This window comes from Zhengella sedimenti (assembly GCF_046506625.1).
Taxonomy (GTDB): domain Bacteria; phylum Pseudomonadota; class Alphaproteobacteria; order Rhizobiales; family Rhizobiaceae; genus Zhengella; species Zhengella sedimenti.
Window position 1 is genome coordinate 562,799 of record NZ_JBKFFP010000002.1, and the last position, 18,390, is coordinate 581,188.

14 protein-coding genes are annotated in these 18,390 nt (G+C 66.9%); 5 read left to right on the forward strand and 9 right to left on the reverse strand.

Going from position 1 to position 18,390, the window contains the following annotated elements; all coding sequences use genetic code 11:
- Position 1: 1 nt before the first annotated feature.
- On the reverse strand, positions 2-781 hold the full coding sequence (locus ACLB6G_RS08275) for a DUF1499 domain-containing protein (protein WP_410355669.1): 780 nt from the start codon (positions 779-781) through the stop codon (positions 2-4).
- Between the two features lie 90 nt (positions 782-871).
- Positions 872-2,497 (reverse strand): long-chain-fatty-acid--CoA ligase, encoded by a 1,626-nt coding sequence (locus ACLB6G_RS08280; RefSeq protein WP_410355670.1) that lies wholly within the window; start codon positions 2,495-2,497, stop codon positions 872-874.
- A gap of 181 nt (positions 2,498-2,678) precedes the next feature.
- Between ACLB6G_RS08280 and ACLB6G_RS08285 the strand changes: the two genes are divergently transcribed.
- On the forward strand, positions 2,679-3,062 hold the full coding sequence (locus ACLB6G_RS08285; RefSeq protein ID WP_410355671.1) for a hypothetical protein: 384 nt from the start codon (positions 2,679-2,681) through the stop codon (positions 3,060-3,062).
- A gap of 50 nt (positions 3,063-3,112) precedes the next feature.
- Here the strand turns inward: ACLB6G_RS08285 and ppdK are convergent, their stop codons facing one another.
- The 5 genes from ppdK to ACLB6G_RS08310 form a co-directional block, all read right to left on the reverse strand.
- Complete coding sequence (gene ppdK, locus ACLB6G_RS08290; protein ID WP_410355911.1) at positions 3,113-5,782, reverse strand: pyruvate, phosphate dikinase; 2,670 nt, start codon at positions 5,780-5,782, stop codon at positions 3,113-3,115.
- 166 nt (positions 5,783-5,948) lie between these two features.
- Positions 5,949-7,127 (reverse strand): 5-demethoxyubiquinol-8 5-hydroxylase UbiM, encoded by a 1,179-nt coding sequence (ubiM, locus tag ACLB6G_RS08295; protein ID WP_410355672.1) that lies wholly within the window; start codon positions 7,125-7,127, stop codon positions 5,949-5,951.
- A 119-nt stretch (positions 7,128-7,246) separates the two neighbouring features.
- Entirely contained in the window at positions 7,247-10,705 is a 3,459-nt protein-coding gene (smc, locus tag ACLB6G_RS08300; RefSeq protein ID WP_410355673.1) for a chromosome segregation protein SMC, read from the reverse strand.
- Positions 10,706-10,783: 78 nt separating this feature from the next.
- A complete protein-coding gene (locus ACLB6G_RS08305) occupies positions 10,784-11,542 on the reverse strand; it encodes a DsbA family protein (RefSeq protein WP_410355674.1) in 759 nt (252 codons plus the stop codon).
- A 163-nt stretch (positions 11,543-11,705) separates the two neighbouring features.
- The gene (locus ACLB6G_RS08310; RefSeq protein ID WP_410355675.1) at positions 11,706-12,203 is read right to left on the reverse strand and encodes a DUF721 domain-containing protein; all 498 of its coding nucleotides are present in this window, start codon (positions 12,201-12,203) and stop codon (positions 11,706-11,708) included.
- Between the two features lie 63 nt (positions 12,204-12,266).
- Here ACLB6G_RS08310 and mutY point away from each other — a divergent pair, with 63 nt between their 5' ends.
- Together mutY and ACLB6G_RS08320 are read left to right on the forward strand one after the other, a co-directional pair.
- Complete coding sequence (gene mutY / locus ACLB6G_RS08315; protein WP_410355676.1) at positions 12,267-13,385, forward strand: A/G-specific adenine glycosylase; 1,119 nt, start codon at positions 12,267-12,269, stop codon at positions 13,383-13,385.
- An 8-nt stretch (positions 13,386-13,393) separates the two neighbouring features.
- On the forward strand, positions 13,394-14,005 hold the full coding sequence (locus ACLB6G_RS08320) for an HAD family hydrolase (protein ID WP_410355677.1): 612 nt from the start codon (positions 13,394-13,396) through the stop codon (positions 14,003-14,005).
- Between the two features lie 97 nt (positions 14,006-14,102).
- On the opposite strand, the gene ACLB6G_RS08325 is transcribed toward ACLB6G_RS08320, so the two are convergent.
- A complete protein-coding gene (locus ACLB6G_RS08325) occupies positions 14,103-15,236 on the reverse strand; it encodes a site-specific DNA-methyltransferase (protein ID WP_410355678.1) in 1,134 nt (377 codons plus the stop codon).
- Positions 15,237-15,454: 218 nt separating this feature from the next.
- Here ACLB6G_RS08325 and ACLB6G_RS08330 point away from each other — a divergent pair, with 218 nt between their 5' ends.
- Complete coding sequence (locus tag ACLB6G_RS08330; protein WP_410355679.1) at positions 15,455-16,144, forward strand: HAD family hydrolase; 690 nt, start codon at positions 15,455-15,457, stop codon at positions 16,142-16,144.
- 45 nt (positions 16,145-16,189) lie between these two features.
- Here the strand turns inward: ACLB6G_RS08330 and ACLB6G_RS08335 are convergent, their stop codons facing one another.
- The gene (locus ACLB6G_RS08335) at positions 16,190-16,747 is read right to left on the reverse strand and encodes a hypothetical protein (protein WP_410355680.1); all 558 of its coding nucleotides are present in this window, start codon (positions 16,745-16,747) and stop codon (positions 16,190-16,192) included.
- A gap of 144 nt (positions 16,748-16,891) precedes the next feature.
- On the opposite strand from ACLB6G_RS08335, the gene thrC reads away from it, so the two are divergent.
- Positions 16,892-18,289, forward strand: coding sequence for a threonine synthase (thrC, locus tag ACLB6G_RS08340; RefSeq protein ID WP_410355912.1), 1,398 nt, complete (start codon positions 16,892-16,894; stop codon positions 18,287-18,289).
- The last annotated feature ends 101 nt before the right edge of the window (positions 18,290-18,390 follow it).

Here is an 18,390-nt window from a genome sequence, read left to right on the forward strand (position 1 = left end):
GTCAGGTTCCCGCCAGCGCCAGCATTTCCGCGTCGAGCGCTTCCATGAAGGCCTCGATTCGGCGGGCATTGTCGCCCAGGTCGTGGCGGGCGAAGACCGAGGCCGACCGCATGTCCACATAGGTCGATTCGTTTTCGTCCGAAATGCGCACGACCACGTCGACCGGGAAGGCGAAGATGAAGGTCCAGGCCCGCGCCTCCACCACGATCTCGGACGTTTCCTGCGGCGCGCCCGTGCGCGAGACGACGCGCCAGCCATAGGCTTCGACGACGTTGTTCACCGCGCGCAGCACCCGGTCCGGCGCGGCATCGTAACGGCGCCCGGTTGCCGCCGGATAGGCTTGCGCGGCGGTTTCCAGATCGGCGTCGGACGGCATGGACAGTGCATTCTCGCCCAGCCGGCGAAGGCCGGGCGCGAGGAAGAAGGCCGGCGGATCGCGGCGGTCGGTCGAAACGTCGTTGAGCGCCGGCAGGGCCATGGCACGCCAGGCCGAGACGGCAAAGGGCGCCAGCACGGCAAGCGAAAGCACGAGACCTGCCGCGGCCGCACGGCCGCCACGCGCGCCGGCGCGCCAGAGCCGCCGGAACCCCAGAAGCGAGAGCACCAGCGCGGCAATGGCCAGAAGGCAGATGACGCCGAGCACCCAGAAGAAGCCGGTCGTCTCCATCAGGCCATAGCGATGGGACAGCCCGGCAATGAGGAACATCATCACGGCAAGCCGGGCCAGGAAGCGGGACCACTCGCCCAGGGGCGACGCCGGCCGGTCATAATAGCCTGTCATGTCCGCTGCCTCGTGCCGCGCCGCGCCCCATGGCCTCCCCGCCGCCCGGCGGCGCGGCACTCAACGGCCGCGCCGGCGGAGGTCTCCCGGTCAGGCGGGAAGCTTGTATGCGGCAAACTGGTCGCGCAGGGTGGTCTTCTGGATCTTGCCCGTCGCCGTATGCGGGATCTCGTCGACGAAAGCCACGTCGTCGGGCATCCACCACTTGGCGATCTTGCCGTCCATGAAGCCCAGAATGTCCTCCTTCGTCGGCGAACGGCCGGCCTTCGGTACGATCACGAGCAGCGGGCGCTCGTCCCATTTGGGATGCGCGATGCCGATGACGGCGGCCTCGGCGACATCCGGATGGCCGACAGCCAGGTTCTCCAGGTCGATGGAGGAGATCCACTCGCCGCCCGACTTGATGACATCCTTGGATCGGTCGGTGATCTGCATGTAGCCGTCGGCATCGATATGGGCGACGTCGCCCGTGTCGAACCAGCCGTCCTCGTCGAACTGGTCGGCACCCGCGCCGCCGTAATAGCCCTTGGCAACCGCCGGTCCGCGCACCTTCAGGCGGCCGAAGGTCTTGCCGTCCCAGGGCAGTTCCCTGTTGTCGTCGTCGGTGATCTTCATCTCGACGCCGAAGGGCGCGTAGCCCTGCTTGGCCTTGAGATCGAGCAGGGCTTCGCCCTTCAGGCCGGAGAATTGCGGCTTGAGCGAGCCCAGCGAGCCCAGCGGGCTCATCTCGGTCATGCCCCAGGCGTGGATGACGTCGACGCCGTAATTGTCCTGGAACTTCTGCGTCATGGCGCGCGGGCAGGCCGAACCGCCGATCACGACCCGGTTGAGGTGGGGCAGTTCCTTGCCCGTTTCCTCCAGGTATTGCAGCAACATGAGCCAGACCGTGGGCACGGCCGCCGACATGGTGACCTTGTGGGTGTCGAGCAGTTCGTAGATCGATTCGCCATCCATCTTGCCGCCGGGCATGACCAGCTTGGCGCCCACCATGGGCGCGGCATGGGCAATGCCCCAGGCATTGGCATGGAACATGGGCACGACGGGCAGCACCACCTCGCACGCACCAAGGTCGAGCGCATCCCGCTGGCAGGCGATCAGGGCGTGAAGCACGTTGGAACGGTGCGAATAGAGCACGCCCTTGGGGTCGCCGGTGGTGCCGGAGGTATAGCACATGCCCGAAGCGTCGGCCTCGGCGTTCTGATACCATTCGACCTGGCCGTCATGACCGGCGATCCAGTCCTCGTAGGCGACCGCGTTCTTCAGCGAGGTCTCGGGCATGTGCGCGGCATCGGTCATCACGATCACCTTGCCGAGGCTCGGCACCTCGCCGGCGATCTTCTCGACTATGGGCAGGAAGGTGAGGTCCGTGAACAGCATGCGGTCTTCGGCATGGTTCATGATCCAGGCGATCTGTTCGGGAAACAGGCGCGGATTGAGCGTGTGATAAACGCCGCCGGCGCCCATGATGCCGTACCAGGCCTCAAGGTGGCGGGCCGTGTTCCAGGCCAGGGTGCCCACCCGGTCGCCGGGCCTGATCCCCTCGGCCGTCAGCGCCTGGGCCACCTTGCGGGCGCGCGCATGGATATCGGCATAGGTCGTCGTGACGATGGGTCCCTCGATCGAGCGCGTCACGACTTCCTGCTTGCCATGCTGGCGCGCGGCCTGGTCCAGAATGCGGCTGCAGGTCAGCGGCCAGTCCTGCATCAGTCCCAACATATATTTACCTCCCTGATCGGTATGAGCGTGTTTTCAGCATCTTGTCCGTCTGATCCGGTTTGTCCAGAGCGCGCGGCGGGCCATGGCGGCATTTCTGCCGGTGACTGACACAAACCGGCCACGATCTGCCGCCACGATCATGGGGACGGGTCGGGGGGCGGTGTCGTATTGGAGTAGCAGGATGACCATGCTTCCCGTTTCCGTGACAATCCCATCCGCGCCGCCGCTCGCCGAAGTCGAGCTGGAAATGGCGCTGCAGATCCATGACATCCGCGCCCATGGTTTCGCCGCGGCCCTCGCGGAAGCGGCGGCGAACATCGAAGGCCATGTTCTCTTCGACCTGCCATGCCCGGCAGGCGAGGGGTGCCAGCGTGTCGCGGCCGTGGTCGCCGTACAGGACAACGAGGCACAGGTGCTGCTGGTCATCCTGGCGGCAGACGGTCTGTCGGTCCGGACCGAGAACGCCGCCGGCTCGGCCCACGCCTTTGCCGGCTTCGCGCTGAGTCACGCCGCGCTCAGCGACCAGTTGGCGGGGCTGGCGATCGGCGCGGCGGAGGACGCTTAGGCCCCCAGCGTTTTCCCGCAGCTACGCTGCGCCTTCCGGATTGATCCGGCCTAGCCTTCCTTGACGGCAATGGCCGCCTGCGCGGCGGCAAGGCGGGCGATGGGCACGCGGAAGGGCGAGCAGGAGACGTAGTCGAGGCCGGTTTCCTCGCAGAAGCGGATGGAGGCGGGATCGCCGCCATGCTCGCCGCAGATGCCGAGCTTGATTCCCTTGCGCGTCGCCCTGCCCTTCTCGGCGGCGATGCGCACCAGTTCACCCACGCCCTCCACGTCCAGCGAGACGAAGGGGTCCTGCTCGATGATGCCCTTCTGGCGATAGGTCTCCAGGAAGCCGGCGGAATCGTCGCGGCTGATGCCGAAGGTCGTCTGGGTCAGGTCGTTGGTTCCGAAAGAGAAGAACTCGGCCACCTCGGCAATGACATGGGCGCGGATCGCGGCGCGCGGCAGTTCGATCATGGTGCCGACGAGATAGTCGAAGCGCGTGCCGGATTCGGCCATCACGTCCTTCGCCACGGCGTCGATGCGCTCCTTGACGAACTCCAGTTCCTTCATCAGCCCGACAAGCGGCACCATGACCTCCGGCACGACCTGCGCGCCAGTGGCCTTGCCGGCCTCGATGGCGGCCTCGAAAATGGCGCGGGCCTGCATTTCGGCGATTTCCGGATAGGAGACGGCGAGACGGCAGCCGCGATGGCCGAGCATGGGGTTGAACTCGTGCAGCGCCTCGGTGCGCCGGCGCAGGAGATCGGGATTGACGTCCAGCGAAGCGGCAACCTCGGCGATTTCCTCCTCGGTCTTGGGCAGGAACTCGTGCAGCGGCGGATCGAGCAGGCGGATCGTCACCGGCAGGCCGGCCATGATCTCGAAAAGCTCGACGAAATCGGCCTTCTGCATGGGCAGCAGCTTGGCAAGCGCTGCCCGGCGGCCGCTCTCGGTGTCGGCCAGGATCATCTCGCGCATGGCGACGATCCGGTCGCCCTCGAAGAACATGTGCTCGGTGCGGCAAAGCCCGATGCCCTCGGCACCGAAGGAGCGGGCCATGCGCGCATCGGCCGGCGTCTCGGCATTGGTGCGCACCTTCATGCGCCGCCCGGCGTCAGCCCATTCCATGATGGCGGCGAAATCGCCGGACAGTTCCGGCTGCAGCATGGGCACTGCGCCCTTCAGCACCTGCCCCGACGAGCCGTCGATGGTGATGACGTCGCCCTTGCGGAAGGTCTGGCCCATGGCCATCATCACCTCGTTGCGGTAGTCGATGCGCACGGAACCGGCACCGGAAACGCAGGGCTTGCCCATGCCGCGCGCCACCACCGCGGCGTGGCTGGTCATGCCGCCGCGCGAGGTCAGGATGCCCTGGGCGGCATGCATGCCGTGAATGTCCTCCGGGCTGGTCTCGACGCGCACGAGGATGACGCGGCGGCCGGCCGAACTCATCTCCTCGGCCTCCTCGGAGTTGAACACGACTTCGCCCGTGGCCGCGCCCGGCGACGCCGGCAGGCCCATGGCGATCACGTCGCGTTTCGCCGACGGGTCGATGGTCGGGTGCAGAAGCTGGTCGAGCGAGGCAGGCTCGATGCGCTGCACCGCTTCCTCCTTCGAGATCAGCCCCTCGCCGGCCATGTCCACGGCAATCTTCATGGCGGCCTTGGCGGTGCGCTTGCCGTTACGGGTCTGCAGCATCCACAGCTTGCCGCGCTCGATGGTGAATTCCATGTCCTGCATGTCGCGGTAATGGGCTTCGAGCCTGCGGGCGAAGCCGGCGAACTCGGCGAACAGTTCCGGCATCAGCTTTTCCAGCGACGGCTTGTCGGAACCGCCGGCGATGCGTCCCTCCTCGGTGATTGCCTGGGGCGTGCGGATGCCCGCGACGACATCCTCGCCCTGCGCGTTGACCAGGAATTCCCCGTAGAGCTTGTTCTCGCCCGTCGACGGGTTGCGCGAGAAGGCAACGCCGGTGGCCGACGTCTCGCCCATGTTGCCGAAGACCATGGCCTGCACGTTGACCGCCGTCCCCCAGGCTTCCGGGATGTCATGCAGGCGGCGGTAGGTGATGGCGCGATGGTTCATCCAGCTTGAGAAAACCGCGCCGATGGCGCCCCAGAGCTGTTCGGCGGGGTCCTGCGGGAAGGGTTGCTCCAGTTCCTCCATCACGCGGGCCTTGTACAACTCGACGATGTGCTTCCACTGGTCGGCGGTGATCTCGGTGTCGAGATCGGCGCCGAGACGTCCCTTCTCCTCGTCGAGGATTTCCTCGAACACCTCGTGGTCGAGGCCCATCACCACGTCGGAATACATGGTGATGAAGCGCCGGTAGCTGTCCCAGGCAAAGCGTTCGTCGCCCGATTCGGCGGCGAGCGTTTCCACCGTCTCGTCGTTGAGGCCCAGATTGAGGACCGTGTCCATCATGCCGGGCATGGAGGCGCGGGCGCCGGAACGCACCGACAGGAGAAGCGCGTTGGACTTGTCGCCAAAGACACGCCCGGTGATGCGGCCGACATGGTCGAGTGCGGCGCGCACCTGGGCGTCGAGTTCGGCCGGATACTTGCGCCCATGGGCATAGAAGTGGTTGCAGGCTTCGGTGGTGATGGTGAAGCCGGGCGGCACCGGCAGGCCAAGCGCGCACATTTCCGCCAGGTTCGCACCCTTGCCGCCGAGCAGCGCCTTGTCGTCCGCCCTGCCTTCGGCGGCTCCGTCACCGAAGGTGTAGACCCACTTCGCCATCGCCTCGTCCCTTGCCGGCTTGTTGCAGTCGCGAAGGTGATAGCGATTCTGCCAGTCCATTGCCATGACCAATTTGGCGCAGGACAAGCATTTGTCTTTTCAAACGTTTCAGGTGGGACGCGGGAACCTGAAAACCGGCGGCCGGGACCTTGTCCAGATGTCTTTTCTACATGCTGGCGGTCAGGCGGGCGACGACCAGGTCGCGGAAAGGCGGCAGCGCATGGGCCAGGCGCAGACCTGCGGAGCGCAGCAGGCGGGCCGGCGCGGTCTCGTTGGCATAGAGGCTGGCAATGCCGTTGGTGGCATGGAAAAGCGGGAAGGTTTCACGGCGGTGGGCGCGCGCATAGCGGGCCAGGCCCTCCGTGGCGGCGATGTCGCGATCCTCGCGCAGCGCGGACAGGATCTCGCTTGCCAGCAGGTGCTGGCTCAGCAGGCCGAAATTGAAACCGTGGGCGGTGACCGGATGCATTCCGACGGCCGCGTCTCCGATCAGCGCGAAACGGTCGGCATGGAAGGCGTGGGCATAGACGGCGACGAGCGGATAGAGATGCGCGTCGGCCAATGGCGTGAGACGGCCGAGCCTGCCCTTCATCTCGCGCTCGGCCATGGCGGCGATCGCATCGGTTCCATCGGCCATGAGCGGCTCTGCCTCGTGCGAGGGCAGGGTCACGACGATGGAGGAGCGCCGGCCGGTCAGCGGAAGCGTCGCGATGGTGACGCCATGGAAGAAGCCTTCCAGCGCGGTGTCGCCATGTTCGGCCTCGTGGGCCATGTCGCAGACGATCATCGAGCGGCCGAAATCGTGCATGAAGGCGGAGATGCCCATCTGGCGGCGCAGGGCGGAGAAGCGCGTGTCGGCGGCCACCAGCAGCCGCGTCTCGACCACCGTTCCGTCCGACAGGGAAACGGCGACGCCATCCTCCACACGGCGCACAGCGCCAGCCTTCACGCCCGCCATGAGGCGCGCGCCGCCATGATGGGAAAAGGATTCGAAGACCGCCTTGCGGATGGCGTGGTTGGGCACAAGCCAGCCCAGCGTGGCGGCATTGCGGGCAGCGGCGTCGAAGACAAGGGCGAAGGGCGATGCGCCGTCCAGCACCTCGGCGCGGCGAAGGTAGGATCGATGCTCTGGCGCGAAGCGGCCGGCGACATCGAGCCGTTCCAGGATGCCCATCGAGCGGTGGTTGAGCGCGATGGCGCGCCCGTCGGGCGGCGGCGCCTTCAACGTGGCAAGCTCCGCCTGCTCCACGATCAGGATTTCCAGGCCGCTCTCGGCGAGCGAGCGGGCGAAGGCCAGCCCCACCGGGCCGGCTCCAACGATCATGACATCACAGGACATCGTCATTGCCGCGTCTCCTCACGTCTGTCGGCGGCAATGACCATAGCGCGGCGGGAGCGGCGGCATGTTGACGAAGGTCAAGCGCGAGGGCTTTCCCGCGACAGGACGCGCCGGCCGGGTTCGGCCTACACCGCCTCGCGCAACTGTTCGGCGGTTTCCAGGTCGACGCTGACCAGTGTCGAGACGCCCTGCTCGGCCATGGTGACGCCGAACAGCCGGTTCATGCGCGCCATGGTGATGGGGTTGTGGGTGATGATGACGAAGCGCGTGGCGGTGGACTTCGCCATTTCCTCCATCAGGTTGCAGAAGCGCTCGACATTGTGGTCGTCGAGCGGCGCATCCACCTCGTCCAGAACGCAGATCGGCGCGGGATTGGTCAGGAAGACGGCGAAGATCAGCGCCATGGCGGTCAGCGCCTGCTCGCCGCCCGAAAGCAGCGTCATGGTCTGCGGTTTCTTGCCGGGCGGACGGGCGAGGATTTCCAGTCCCGCGTCCAGCGGGTCCTCGCTCTCGACCAACTGCAATTCGGCCGTGCCGCCGCCGAAGAGATGGGTGAAGAGCCGCTGGAACTGGTCGTTCACCTTGTCGAAGGCGTCCAGCAGGCGCTCGCGCCCTTCCCTGTTGAGGCTCTGGATGGCGGCCCGCAATTTCTTGATGGCCTCGATCACGTCCTCGCGCTCGGTGACGATGGTTTCCAGCCTTTCGGCCAGTTCGCGGCTTTCCTCCTCGGCACGCAGGTTGACCGCGCCAAGGCGCTCGCGCTCGATCTTCAGGCGCTCGAGCCGGCGTTCGGTGTCGCCCATGTCCGGCATCGGCGCATCGGCGGCCAGGCCGGTATGGCGGATGACCAGGTGCGGGGGGCAGTTCAGCGCCTCGCGGATGCGCGCCTCGGCTTCCTCGCGCCGCTCCTGCGCGGCGGTCATGCGCTCCTCGGCGCGGGCGCGCGCCTCGCGGCCCTGGGCCAGCGCGGTGATGGCGTCGGTCGCCGCCTTGTCGAGGTCGCGCTGACGGTTTTCCGATGCCTGCAACTTGTCGGCGGCCTGCTTGCGCAAGGCCTCGGCCTCCTCGATCTGGCGGACAAGCTGGCGGCGGCGGCCTTCCATCTCTTCCGGCCCGCCCTCGATCGTCTCGCGCTCGGCGCGCGCCTCGGCCTCGCGTTCGGCGAGCGCGGCGATCTGCCGTTCGGCATTGCCGGCGCGTTCGATCCAGCCCTTGCGCTCCACCGCGATGGCCTGCAAGCGGCGGGCGCGGGCCTCGGCCTCACGCTTCATCCCGTCATGGGCGGCGCGGGTTTCGGCCAGCCGGGTCCGCCCGGCAGCAACGTCGCGGGAAAGGCGGTCAAGACGCATCTGGAGATCGGAAAGATCGGGCGCCTCGCCCATTTGCGTTTCCGCTTCAGCGATCATCGCCTCGGCTTCGGCCAGGGCCTCGGCCAGGCGGGCACGCGCCTCCTCCTGCGCGGCCTTGCGCGTGGCGACCTCGCCGGCGGCCTTGCGGGCCTTGTCGAGCGCGGCGCGCGCCTCGCCGACCGCCTGAACCCTGACGCGCACGGCTTCACGGGCGGACTTCGCGGCGTCGATGGCGTCCCGCAGGCGCGCCTCGGCGGCCTTGAACGCCTCCTCGGCGGCACGCACCGCCTTCGTGGCCGCCAGCGCCTCCGCGTCCAGTTCGGCCAGCCGGTTCTTCTGTTCCAGCCGGATGGCGGCCGCGGTGGGCGCATCGGCGGAAGCCACGAAACCGTCCCAGCGCCACAGCGCGCCGGCCTTCGAGACGAGCCGCTGGCCGGGATTCAACAGGGCTTGCAGGCGCGGACCATCCGCCTGCTCCACGATGCCGGTCTGGGCAAGCCTGCGGGCCAGTTGCGGCGGGGCATCCACCACGTCCGACAACGGGCGCGCACCGTCCGGCAGGGCGGGATCGCCAGTCCCGTCGATCGCCGCGCCCCAATGGGCAGGCGCTGCCGCATCCAGCGGCGCATCGAGGTCCTCGCCGAGCGCCGCCCCGAGCGCTGTCTCGAAGCCGCGTTCGACCTTCATCTTCTCCACGACGGCCGGAAACAGGCCGGAGCCGCCGGCATTGATGATCTTGCGCAGCGTCCGGGCCTCGGTGTCGATCCGGTTCAATTCGGACCGTGCGGCATTCAGCGGCGTGCGGGCCGCGGCCTCGGCCTCGCGGGCGGTCTCGACAGCCTCTTCGGCCGCCTGGCTTGCCGTTTCCGCCTCGGCGCGCGCTGATTCGGCACTGTCGAGCGCAGCCTGGCAGGCGGCCGGATCGGGCAGCGCGGCCAGCTTGCTGGCGATCCCGGCCAGTTCCTGGTCCACGCCGGCGATCTGGCGGGCGATCCTTTCGCGCCGTTCGCGGCCCTCGCGCAGGCGCCGTTCGATCGCCTGACGGGCAGCGGAAGCATCGGCCTTCTCGGTGGTCAGCGCGGTCAGCGCCGCCTCGCTTTCCTTCAGCCGGGCAGCCGCTTCCTCATGGGCAGCATGGGCCTCGATCTCGCGTTCATGTGCGCTTGCCGTCTCGGCATTGAGGCGCCGCTCCTCCTCGTCAAGGCGGGCAAGAACCTCGGCATTGTCGGAAACCATGCGCCGTTCGCGCTCGATATCGGCGGCAAGCTGCGCCAGCCGCTTGTCCAGTTCCGCCTGCCGGTTCTTCAGCCGTCCGGCTTCCTCGTCCAGTTGCGTGCGGGCGATGGTCAGGCGTTGCAGCGCGGCAGCGGCGCCCGCCTCGGCCTCGCGCAGCGCCGGAAGGGCGGACGCGCCGACGGCCTGATCCTTGGCGGCGTTCATCTGGCGGGCGGCCAATTCGCCCACGGCGGCCGTGGCGGTGGAAAGCTGGCTCTGGGCTTCCGCTTCCTGGGACTTGGCCTGGCTCCAGCGCAGGTGCAGGAGAATGGCCTCGGCGGCGCGGATGTCGGCCGACAGCGACTTGAAGCGGTTGGCCTGGCGGGCCTGGCGTTTCAGGCTCTCGATCTGGCTTTCCAGTTCGCCGACCACATCGTCGAGCCGTTCCAGATTGCCCTCCGCGGCGCGCAGGCGCAGTTCGGCCTCGTGGCGGCGGGTATGCAGGCCGGAAATGCCGGCCGCCTCTTCCAGCAATTGCCGCCGGGCCTGCGGCTTGGCCTGGATCAGTTCGCCGATGCGGCCCTGCCCGACCATGGATGGCGAGCGCGCGCCGGTGGACTGGTCGGCAAAGAGAAGCTGCACGTCCCGGGCGCGGGCTTCCTTGCCGTTGATGCGATAGACGGAACCCGCCTCGCGCTCGATGCGGCGCGACACCTGGATTTCCTCCTGGTCATTCCATTGCGGCGGCGCGGTGCGGTCGCGATTGTCGAGGAAGAGCGTGACTTCGGCGGTGTTGCGCGAGGGCCGGGTGGACGAGCCGGAGAAGATGACATCGTCCATGCCGGATGCGCGCATGTTCTTGTAGGAGTTCTCGCCCATGACCCAGCGAAGGGCCTCGACGAGATTGGACTTGCCGCAACCATTGGGGCCGACCACGCCGGTCAGTCCGCCTTCTATCAGGAATTCGGCCGGCTCGACGAAGGACTTGAAGCCCAGGACACGCAAACGGGAGAAGCGCATCAGGACGCCTCCCCCGCCAAACGCATCGCCGAACGGCACCGGGCGCGCAGCGGAATGACCGGTGCGCGCAGGCCCGGTTTACTCCATGCTGTCGATGATCGCCGCGAATTGCTCAATCGGCATGGCTCCCGCGTATTTCTTGCCGTTGATGAGGAACGTGGGCGTCGCCTGCACCCCATATTCATCAGCCGCCCGGTTTCTCACCGCATTCACCTTGTCGAGAAGTTCCTGATCCCGCAAGCAAGCGTTAAAGTCTTCCTGTGAAAAACCGGCAATCTTGACGGTATTGTACAGCGTCGCGAGGAATTGGTCTCCAGGCGCGCCGGCCCAGTTGCGCTGCGTCTTGAAGAGAACGTCGATCAGCGGATGGTAATTGTCGCCGGAACAGCGGGCCAGCATGAAGGCCGCCGTCGCACGCGGATCGAAGGGGAATTCGCGCAGCACGAAACGCACCTTGCCGGTCTCGACATAGCGCTTCTTCAGTTCCGGCCATGTGTCGTTGTGGAAGGTCGCGCAATGGCCGCAAGTCGCTGATGCATATTCGACAATCGTGACCGGCGCATTTTCGTCGCCAAGCCACAGGTCCGGCAGCGCGCCCTCTTCGGCCACCTTGGCGGCATCATATGAGCCGTCCGGATCGGGCACCTTCACTTCCGCCGCGGATGTGGTGGTCATGTCGATGGCCGGTGACGCGTCCCCGGCCGCGACAGCCTGCGGGGCAGCGCCGGACGATGAGGTCCGGTTGCCGTCACCGCTGTCCGAACAGGCAGAAAGCGTCAGGGCCAGAGCCGGAACGGCCACGAGGCTTGCGAGGGTGCGGATGGAGATGGATTTCATGCGAATCACCTGTCGGGCGGTCGTTGCGGTTTATAGGGCGAGCCTGTCATGCCACTAAACGCGGCGAAGGGGCAAATTATGGCAAGGACCGCGCATGTGCACCCCGAAACGAGAGGCGGCGTGTTCACAATCGCGTTTGCCGCCCTCGCTCACCTGCCCGCTGTCACCGCCGGTCGCCGATGACGCCCCGGCCGAGGCGCTCGAGCGCGGCGCGCAGTCCCTCGTCCTCGATGCGCGCCGTCGTGCCTTTCAGCCGCGCCTCTTCCGCGCCGGTCAGCTTGCGCGGCCCGCGCGGCCGCTCGGGCTCCATGCGCAGCACCGGCTTCTGGACGATCCTGATACGGCCAATGGCGGCAAAGCCCAGAAAGGCGTTGATGCGGGCGATGACCTCGGATGTCTCATGCTGAAGCGCCAGGGCGGCGAAGCCTTCGCAGGCGACGAGCAGTGTCGCGGGTTCGAAGGGATCGTCCTCGCTCATGCGGCGCGGCCAGACGATCTTCTCGGGCCGGGACCCGGCGGCAAGACGCGCGCCGGCGATTTCCTCCCAGCTCTGGATCAGGCCGAGCGAAATGCCGGCGCGGCGGCGCAGCACGGGATCGACGATGGCCGAAACGAGATCGGCCACCGGTTCGGCATTGCGCTGGCGCGGTCTGGCTGGCATGGCTTGGCGCCCTTCCGGCAGGTGACTTGACTCGACAGGAGCCGGCTGGCCACTGAACGATCCATGACCCATATCACCGACATGAATGTCTTGCCATCCATTGCTGCCGATACATCCTTCGCGCAGCGTCTGCTTGCCTGGTACGACCGGCATCACCGCGACCTGCCCTGGCGCGTGCCGCCTGGCCTTGCCGCGCAGGGTCAACGGCCAGATCCCTACCGGGTATGGCTGTCGGAAGTCATGCTGCAGCAGACGACCGTGCAGGCCGTCAAACCCTATTTCATGGCCTTCACCGCGCGCTGGCCCACGGTCACGGCGCTGGCCGCTGCGCAAAACGACGACATCATGAAGGCCTGGGCCGGGCTCGGCTATTATTCGCGGGCGCGCAACCTCAAGGCCTGCGCCGACCTCGTGGCGGAGCGCCATGACGGGGTTTTCCCCGACACCGCAGCCGCGCTTCGCGCCCTGCCCGGCATAGGCGACTACACCGCCGCGGCCATCGCGGCCATCGCCTTCAACCGCGCCGAACCGGTGGTCGACGGCAATGTGGAGCGGGTGATGACGCGCCACCGCGCCATCGCGACGGTCATGCCCGCGGCCAAGGCGGCGGTGAAGGCGGGGCTGGCGGACGATGTGCCGGGCGACCGGCCGGGCGATTTCGCGCAGGCGATGATGGATCTGGGCGCCACCGTCTGCACGCCCAGGCGGCCGGCCTGCGTGCTCTGTCCGGTCAGGGAGGACTGCATGGCGCTCATCCGGGGCGATGATCCCGAGTTCTACCCGGTCAAGGCGGCGAAGAAGGAACGGCCCGTGCGCCAGGGCGCCGCTTTCGTGGCGGTGCGGGCCGACGGCGCGGTTCTGCTGGAACAGCGGCCCGGCAGCGGCCTGCTCGGCGGCATGACCGGCCTGCCCACGACAGGCTGGACCGCGCGCATTAACGGGGAGACCGGCGCGCAGGCAGCGCCGTTCAAGGCGGACTGGAAGCCCGCCGGCACCATCACGCATGTGTTCACGCATTTCGAATTGCGGCTCAGCGTCTGGCGCGCCGATGGCGTGGACGAAGAGGCGAGCGAAGGGCAATGGTGGTCGTCGCCGCATGCGATTGCCGGCGAGGCCTTGCCGACCGTCATGAAAAAGGCACTGGAATCGGCGATACCCGGCCTCACGAAACGCAAGCAGTGAGACCCCTCATGCCCGACATCCGGCATATCGTCTTCGACATCGGCCGCGTGCTGATCCACTACGATCCCGACCTGCCCTACCGCACGATCATCCCCGACGCCGAGAGGCGCGCGTGGTTCTTCGACAATGTCTGCACCGGCGCATGGAACGTGGAGCAGGACCGCGGCCGCGGCTGGCGCGAAGCGGAAGACGAACTCATAGCGCTCCACCCGGAGTGGGAAGCGGAAATCCGCGCCTTCCGGGAAAACTGGAACGCCATGGTCCCGCATGCGTATGGCGACAGTGTCGAAATCCTGCGCGATCTTCTTTCCGCTGGACATGACGTGACCATGCTGACGAATTTCGCCGCCGACACCTTCGCCGAGGCAAGCCGCCGCTTCGACTTCCTGACCGAGACGCGCGGCGTCACCGTGTCGGGACTCATCGGCCTCATCAAGCCCGACCGCGAGATCTACGACCATCACGCGAATACCTTCGGCCTCGACCCTGCTGCCAGCCTGTTCATCGATGACAGCGAGAAGAACGTGGAGGGCGCCAGGACGGCCGGATGGCAGGCCCTGCATTTCACCGGCGCAGACCGCTTGCGCAACGACCTGCGGGCGCTTGGCATGATGCCCTGAAAAAATTCGCCCGGAGCAGGACGCTCCGGGCGAAGACGGTCCGCGCGCGACTGGAGGGTAACGGCGGATGTGTTCCGTTTTGCGCGTGGCGGACGTGTCAGGCGCCGGCAGCGGCCATCGCAGCGCGCACTTCCTCGCGCAGCGCATCGATGGGCTGAAGCTCTCCGTTCCTCTCGAAGTGCCAGAAAGTCCAGCCATTGCAGGCTTCGAAGCCTTGAACCAGTGCGCCGGTCCGGTGGATTGAACCCTCATGGGTGCCGCAGGACAGCGTTCCATCGGCACGGACCGTGGCGGTCCAGCGCCGCTTCTGGTCGGTCAAGGTCTGGCCGGGCGCGACAAGGCCCGATTCCAGCAGCGACAGGAAGGCAACGCGCGGCGCAGCGCGCTTCGGCTGAAGCTGCTTCAATTCGGCTCCATCGAGGCGGCGCACACCGGCGATGCGCGCGGATGCGGCGTCGATGTAATCCTGTTCCCGTTCGATGCCGACGAAATGGCGGCCGAGCATGCGGGCCACGGCGCCGGTGGTCCCCGTGCCGAAGAAGGGATCGAGCACCACGTCGCCGGGCTTGGTGGTGGCGCTGAGGATGCGCGCCAGCAAGGCCTCGGGCTTCTGCGTGGGGTGAACCTTGTTGCCGTCGCCGTCCTTCAGTCGTTCGCCGCCATTGCAGATGGGAAACAGCCAGTCGGAGCGCATCTGCACGTCGTCATTGGCCGCCTTCATGGCCTCGTAGTTGAAGGTATAGCCCTTTGCGTTCTGGTCGCGGGTCGCCCAGATCAGCGTCTCATGGGCATTCTGGAACCGCTTGCCGCGGAAATTCGGCATCGGGTTGGCCTTGCGCCAGATCACGTCGTTGAGAATCCAGAAGCCCAGATCCTGCAGCGTGGCGCCGACGCGGAAGATGTTGTGATAGGAGCCGATGACCCAGAGCGTGCCGCTGGGCTTGAGCACGCGGCGTGCGGCCAGCAGCCAGGCGCGGGTGAAGGCGTCATAGGCCTGGAAGCTGTCAAACTGGTCCCAATGGTCGTCCACGGCGTCGACGCGCGACTGGTCGGGGCGATGAAGCGCGCCTTCAAGCTGTAGGTTGTAGGGTGGATCGGCGAAGATCATGTCGACCGATTTTTCCGGCAGGCGGTCAAGCGCGGCCACGCAGTCGCCCTTCAGGATCGTGTCGATCCAGTCGGCTTTCTTGGAAGAGGAAGACAAGTCGTCGACAAGGCGAATAGCGGTCATGAACGCACCCGGTTACGCATTACGCAAGAACTGGCGCCATGGTTACCTGTCGTGGTGAACATCCGGTTAAGGCAAACGGTCAAACGCGATGGCACCGGACGCGCCGGCATGGCTGGCGGATGCTTGAACAAGGAAGGCGGGAACCCTATAACCCGCCCAAGTCCGGGCTGCCGCAGCGCCCGGACGATTGTTTTTGCGGAACCAGGAACGGACCTGCCATGCCTGCCCCCGATCTCGTGATCTTCGACTGCGACGGCGTGCTCGTCGATTCCGAAATCATCGCCGCGCGCGTCGATGCGCAATTGCTGACCGAAGCCGGCTATCCGATCGAGGCGGAGGCGATGGCCGAACGCTTCGCCGGGCTGACCTTCACCCAGACGCTGCAGGAGATCGAGCGCGAAACAGGCATCCCCTTCCAGCTTTCCATCGTCGCGCGCGCCGACAAGCTGATCGACGAGCGCCTGGCGCGCGAACTGAAGGCGGTGGAGGGCGCCCGCGAGGCCCTGCTGGCAGCCGGACCGAAACGCTGTCTTTGCTCCAATTCCAGCGAGGAGCGGTTGGCTTTGGCCCTGAAAAAGACCGGTCTCGCGCCCTTTGTCGGCGGACCGGTCTTCTCGGCCAAGAGCCTTGACGGGGTGCGCGAGAAGCCCGCGCCGGACGTCTATCTTCATGCCGCCCGGCAGGCCGGGGCCGACCCGGCGAACTGTTTCGTGCTCGAGGACAGCATCCACGGCGTTTCCGGCGCGCGCACGGCAGGCATGCGGGTGATCGGCTTCACCGGTGCGTCACACAGCTATCCCGGCCATGGCGACAAGCTGATCGAGGCAGGTGCCGAGACCGTGATCAACCGCCTGGCCGATTTCGCCGGCATCGTGGCCGCGCTCGGCGAATTCGGCATGCTGGAGTAAGCGCCGGGACCGCCATAAAGGCCCACCCGGCACCGTGGCCGGGCATCATTGCGTGTTGTAGGGACCCTCGTCATAGCCGACGAAGACGATGTAGTTGGGACCGGACGGCCTTGGCAGGTTGACGCCGGGATCGGTGAAGATGAACTGCGTGGCGCCGGTCTGGCCCACCTGGACCGTATGCTGGTGCAATTGCGAATAGAGCACCGTGTCGCCCTCGACGACGGCAACCCGGATCGGCATGGTGATCGTGCCCGCCGACCCCTTCGGCCCCAGCACCACGCGCCCGGCCGCGCCGACCGTCATAACGAGGCCCTGGTCGGCATAGTTGCACGAACGCGTGACGTTGTTGATGGACGCCTGGTAGCGCACCTTGTCCTGCTGGCCCTCGCCACCTTTCTCATAGGTGGAGAAATAGGCCGTGCCCTCGCGCAGCGAGACCCGCGGGCAATAGGCTTCCAGTTCCGCCTGGGTGACGGTCCCGGCGGGGGGCTGCCCTTGAGTGCCCGCAACGTCCATCGTGCCGGCCGTGTCGGAGGACTGGCAGGCCGAAAGGATGACGGCAGTCGCGAAAATGGCGGCCTGAGGGAGAAAACGCTTCAACATCACCGGCAAAAACCCTTCAATCACACTTCCATGTCGTGAACGACATGCTCTATACCAGCGCCGCAGCGAAAATGCGACAGGGCGCGGCGTCAAGTCCCTCGCCCCGTGGCAAGGCGCCCACAGGAAAGGACGACGGCGGTGACGATGCAATATGTCAGCACGCGGGGCAATGCGCCCGTTCTCGGTTTCAGCGACGCGCTGCTGGCGGGGCTCGCCCGTGACGGCGGGCTTTACGTGCCGCAAGACTGGCCGCAGTTTTCCGCCGACGACATCCGCGCCATGCGCGGCCTCTCCTATGCCGAACTCGCCATCCGGGTCTTGTGGCCGTTCACGGGCGGCGAGATCGACCGCGACGAGTTCGAGGCCATCGTGCGCGAAGCCTATGCGACCTTCCGCCACGAGGCCGTCTGCCCCATCGTGCAGACCGGCGGCAACGAGTTCGTGCTGGAACTCTTCCACGGGCCGACGCTGGCGTTCAAGGACGTGGCGATGCAATTGCTGGCGCGTCTGATGGACCATGTGCTGGCGAAGCGCGGCGAACGGGCGACCATCGTCGGCGCGACGTCGGGCGACACGGGCGGCGCGGCGATCGACGCCTTTGCCGGGCGGGAGCGCACCGACATCTTCATCCTCTTCCCCGACGGCCGGGTCTCGCCGGTGCAACAGCGGCAGATGACGACGTCGGCGGCCGCGAACGTCCATGCGCTGGCCATCCAGGGCAATTTCGACGATTGCCAGAACCAGGTGAAGGCGATGTTCAACCATCACGCCTTCCGCGATGCCATGCAGCTTTCGGGCGTCAACTCGATAAACTGGGCGCGCATCATGGCCCAGATCGTCTACTATTTCTCGTCGGCCATCTCGCTGGGCGCGCCCGACAGGCCGGTCAGCTTCACCGTTCCGACAGGCAATTTCGGCGACATCTTCGCCGGCTACGGCGCCAAGCGGATGGGCCTGCCGGTCGAGCGTCTCGTGATCGCCACCAATGACAACGACATCCTTGCGCGGGCGCTTGCCACCGGGCGCTACGAGATGCGCGGCGTCCACGCGACCACCTCGCCATCCATGGACATCCAGATCTCGTCGAACTTCGAGCGCCTGCTGTTCGAGGCCGGCGGCCGCGACGCGGGCGCCGTGCGGGCGGCCATGGACAGCCTCAAGCAGTCCGGCGCCTTCGACATCGCGCCCGCCACGCTGGCAGCGATCCGGCAGGACTTCTCGGCCGGACGGTCCGGCGAGTCGGAGACGGCGGCCACGATCGCCGGTGTGCTGGAACGGTCCGGCTACCTGCTCGATCCGCATTCGGCGGCGGGCATGAAGGTGGCGCGCGAGCATGGCGACCCGGCCGTGCCGATGGTGGTGCTCGCGACCGCCCATCCGGCCAAGTTTCCGGCCGCGGTGGAGGCCGCCTGCGGCGTGACACCGGCCCTGCCTGCGTGGCTTGCGGACCTGATGGACAGAAAAGAGACCTTCACCGTCCTTCCATCGGACCAGAAAATGTTGGAAGATCATGTCAGCCGCCACACCAGAGCGGCACATTAGCCGGTCCCGGCACAGGGAGAACAGGTTTCGTGTCCGGGATTGCGCGACAACAAACTGACGGAGCATTTGCGCGATAGATCATTTGCGCGAATGTCCCTGGG

Excerpts from the sequence above, each read along its gene's own strand:
- ACLB6G_RS08275 (WP_410355669.1), bottom strand. The coding sequence starts at position 781 with ATGACAGGCTATTATGACCGGCCGGCGTCGCCCCTGGGCGAGTGGTCC.
- ACLB6G_RS08280 (WP_410355670.1), bottom strand. The coding sequence starts at position 2,497 with ATGTTGGGACTGATGCAGGACTGGCCGCTGACCTGCAGCCGCATTCTG.
- ACLB6G_RS08285 (WP_410355671.1), top strand. The coding sequence starts at position 2,679 with ATGACCATGCTTCCCGTTTCCGTGACAATCCCATCCGCGCCGCCGCTC.
- ppdK (WP_410355911.1), bottom strand. The coding sequence starts at position 5,782 with ATGGCGAAGTGGGTCTACACCTTCGGTGACGGAGCCGCCGAAGGCAGG.
- ubiM (WP_410355672.1), bottom strand. The coding sequence starts at position 7,127 with ATGACGATGTCCTGTGATGTCATGATCGTTGGAGCCGGCCCGGTGGGG.
- smc (WP_410355673.1), bottom strand. The coding sequence starts at position 10,705 with ATGCGCTTCTCCCGTTTGCGTGTCCTGGGCTTCAAGTCCTTCGTCGAG.
- ACLB6G_RS08305 (WP_410355674.1), bottom strand. The coding sequence starts at position 11,542 with ATGAAATCCATCTCCATCCGCACCCTCGCAAGCCTCGTGGCCGTTCCG.
- ACLB6G_RS08310 (WP_410355675.1), bottom strand. The coding sequence starts at position 12,203 with ATGCCAGCCAGACCGCGCCAGCGCAATGCCGAACCGGTGGCCGATCTC.
- mutY (WP_410355676.1), top strand. The coding sequence starts at position 12,267 with ATGACCCATATCACCGACATGAATGTCTTGCCATCCATTGCTGCCGAT.
- ACLB6G_RS08320 (WP_410355677.1), top strand. The coding sequence starts at position 13,394 with ATGCCCGACATCCGGCATATCGTCTTCGACATCGGCCGCGTGCTGATC.
- ACLB6G_RS08325 (WP_410355678.1), bottom strand. The coding sequence starts at position 15,236 with ATGACCGCTATTCGCCTTGTCGACGACTTGTCTTCCTCTTCCAAGAAA.
- ACLB6G_RS08330 (WP_410355679.1), top strand. The coding sequence starts at position 15,455 with ATGCCTGCCCCCGATCTCGTGATCTTCGACTGCGACGGCGTGCTCGTC.
- ACLB6G_RS08335 (WP_410355680.1), bottom strand. The coding sequence starts at position 16,747 with ATGTTGAAGCGTTTTCTCCCTCAGGCCGCCATTTTCGCGACTGCCGTC.
- thrC (WP_410355912.1), top strand. The coding sequence starts at position 16,892 with ATGCAATATGTCAGCACGCGGGGCAATGCGCCCGTTCTCGGTTTCAGC.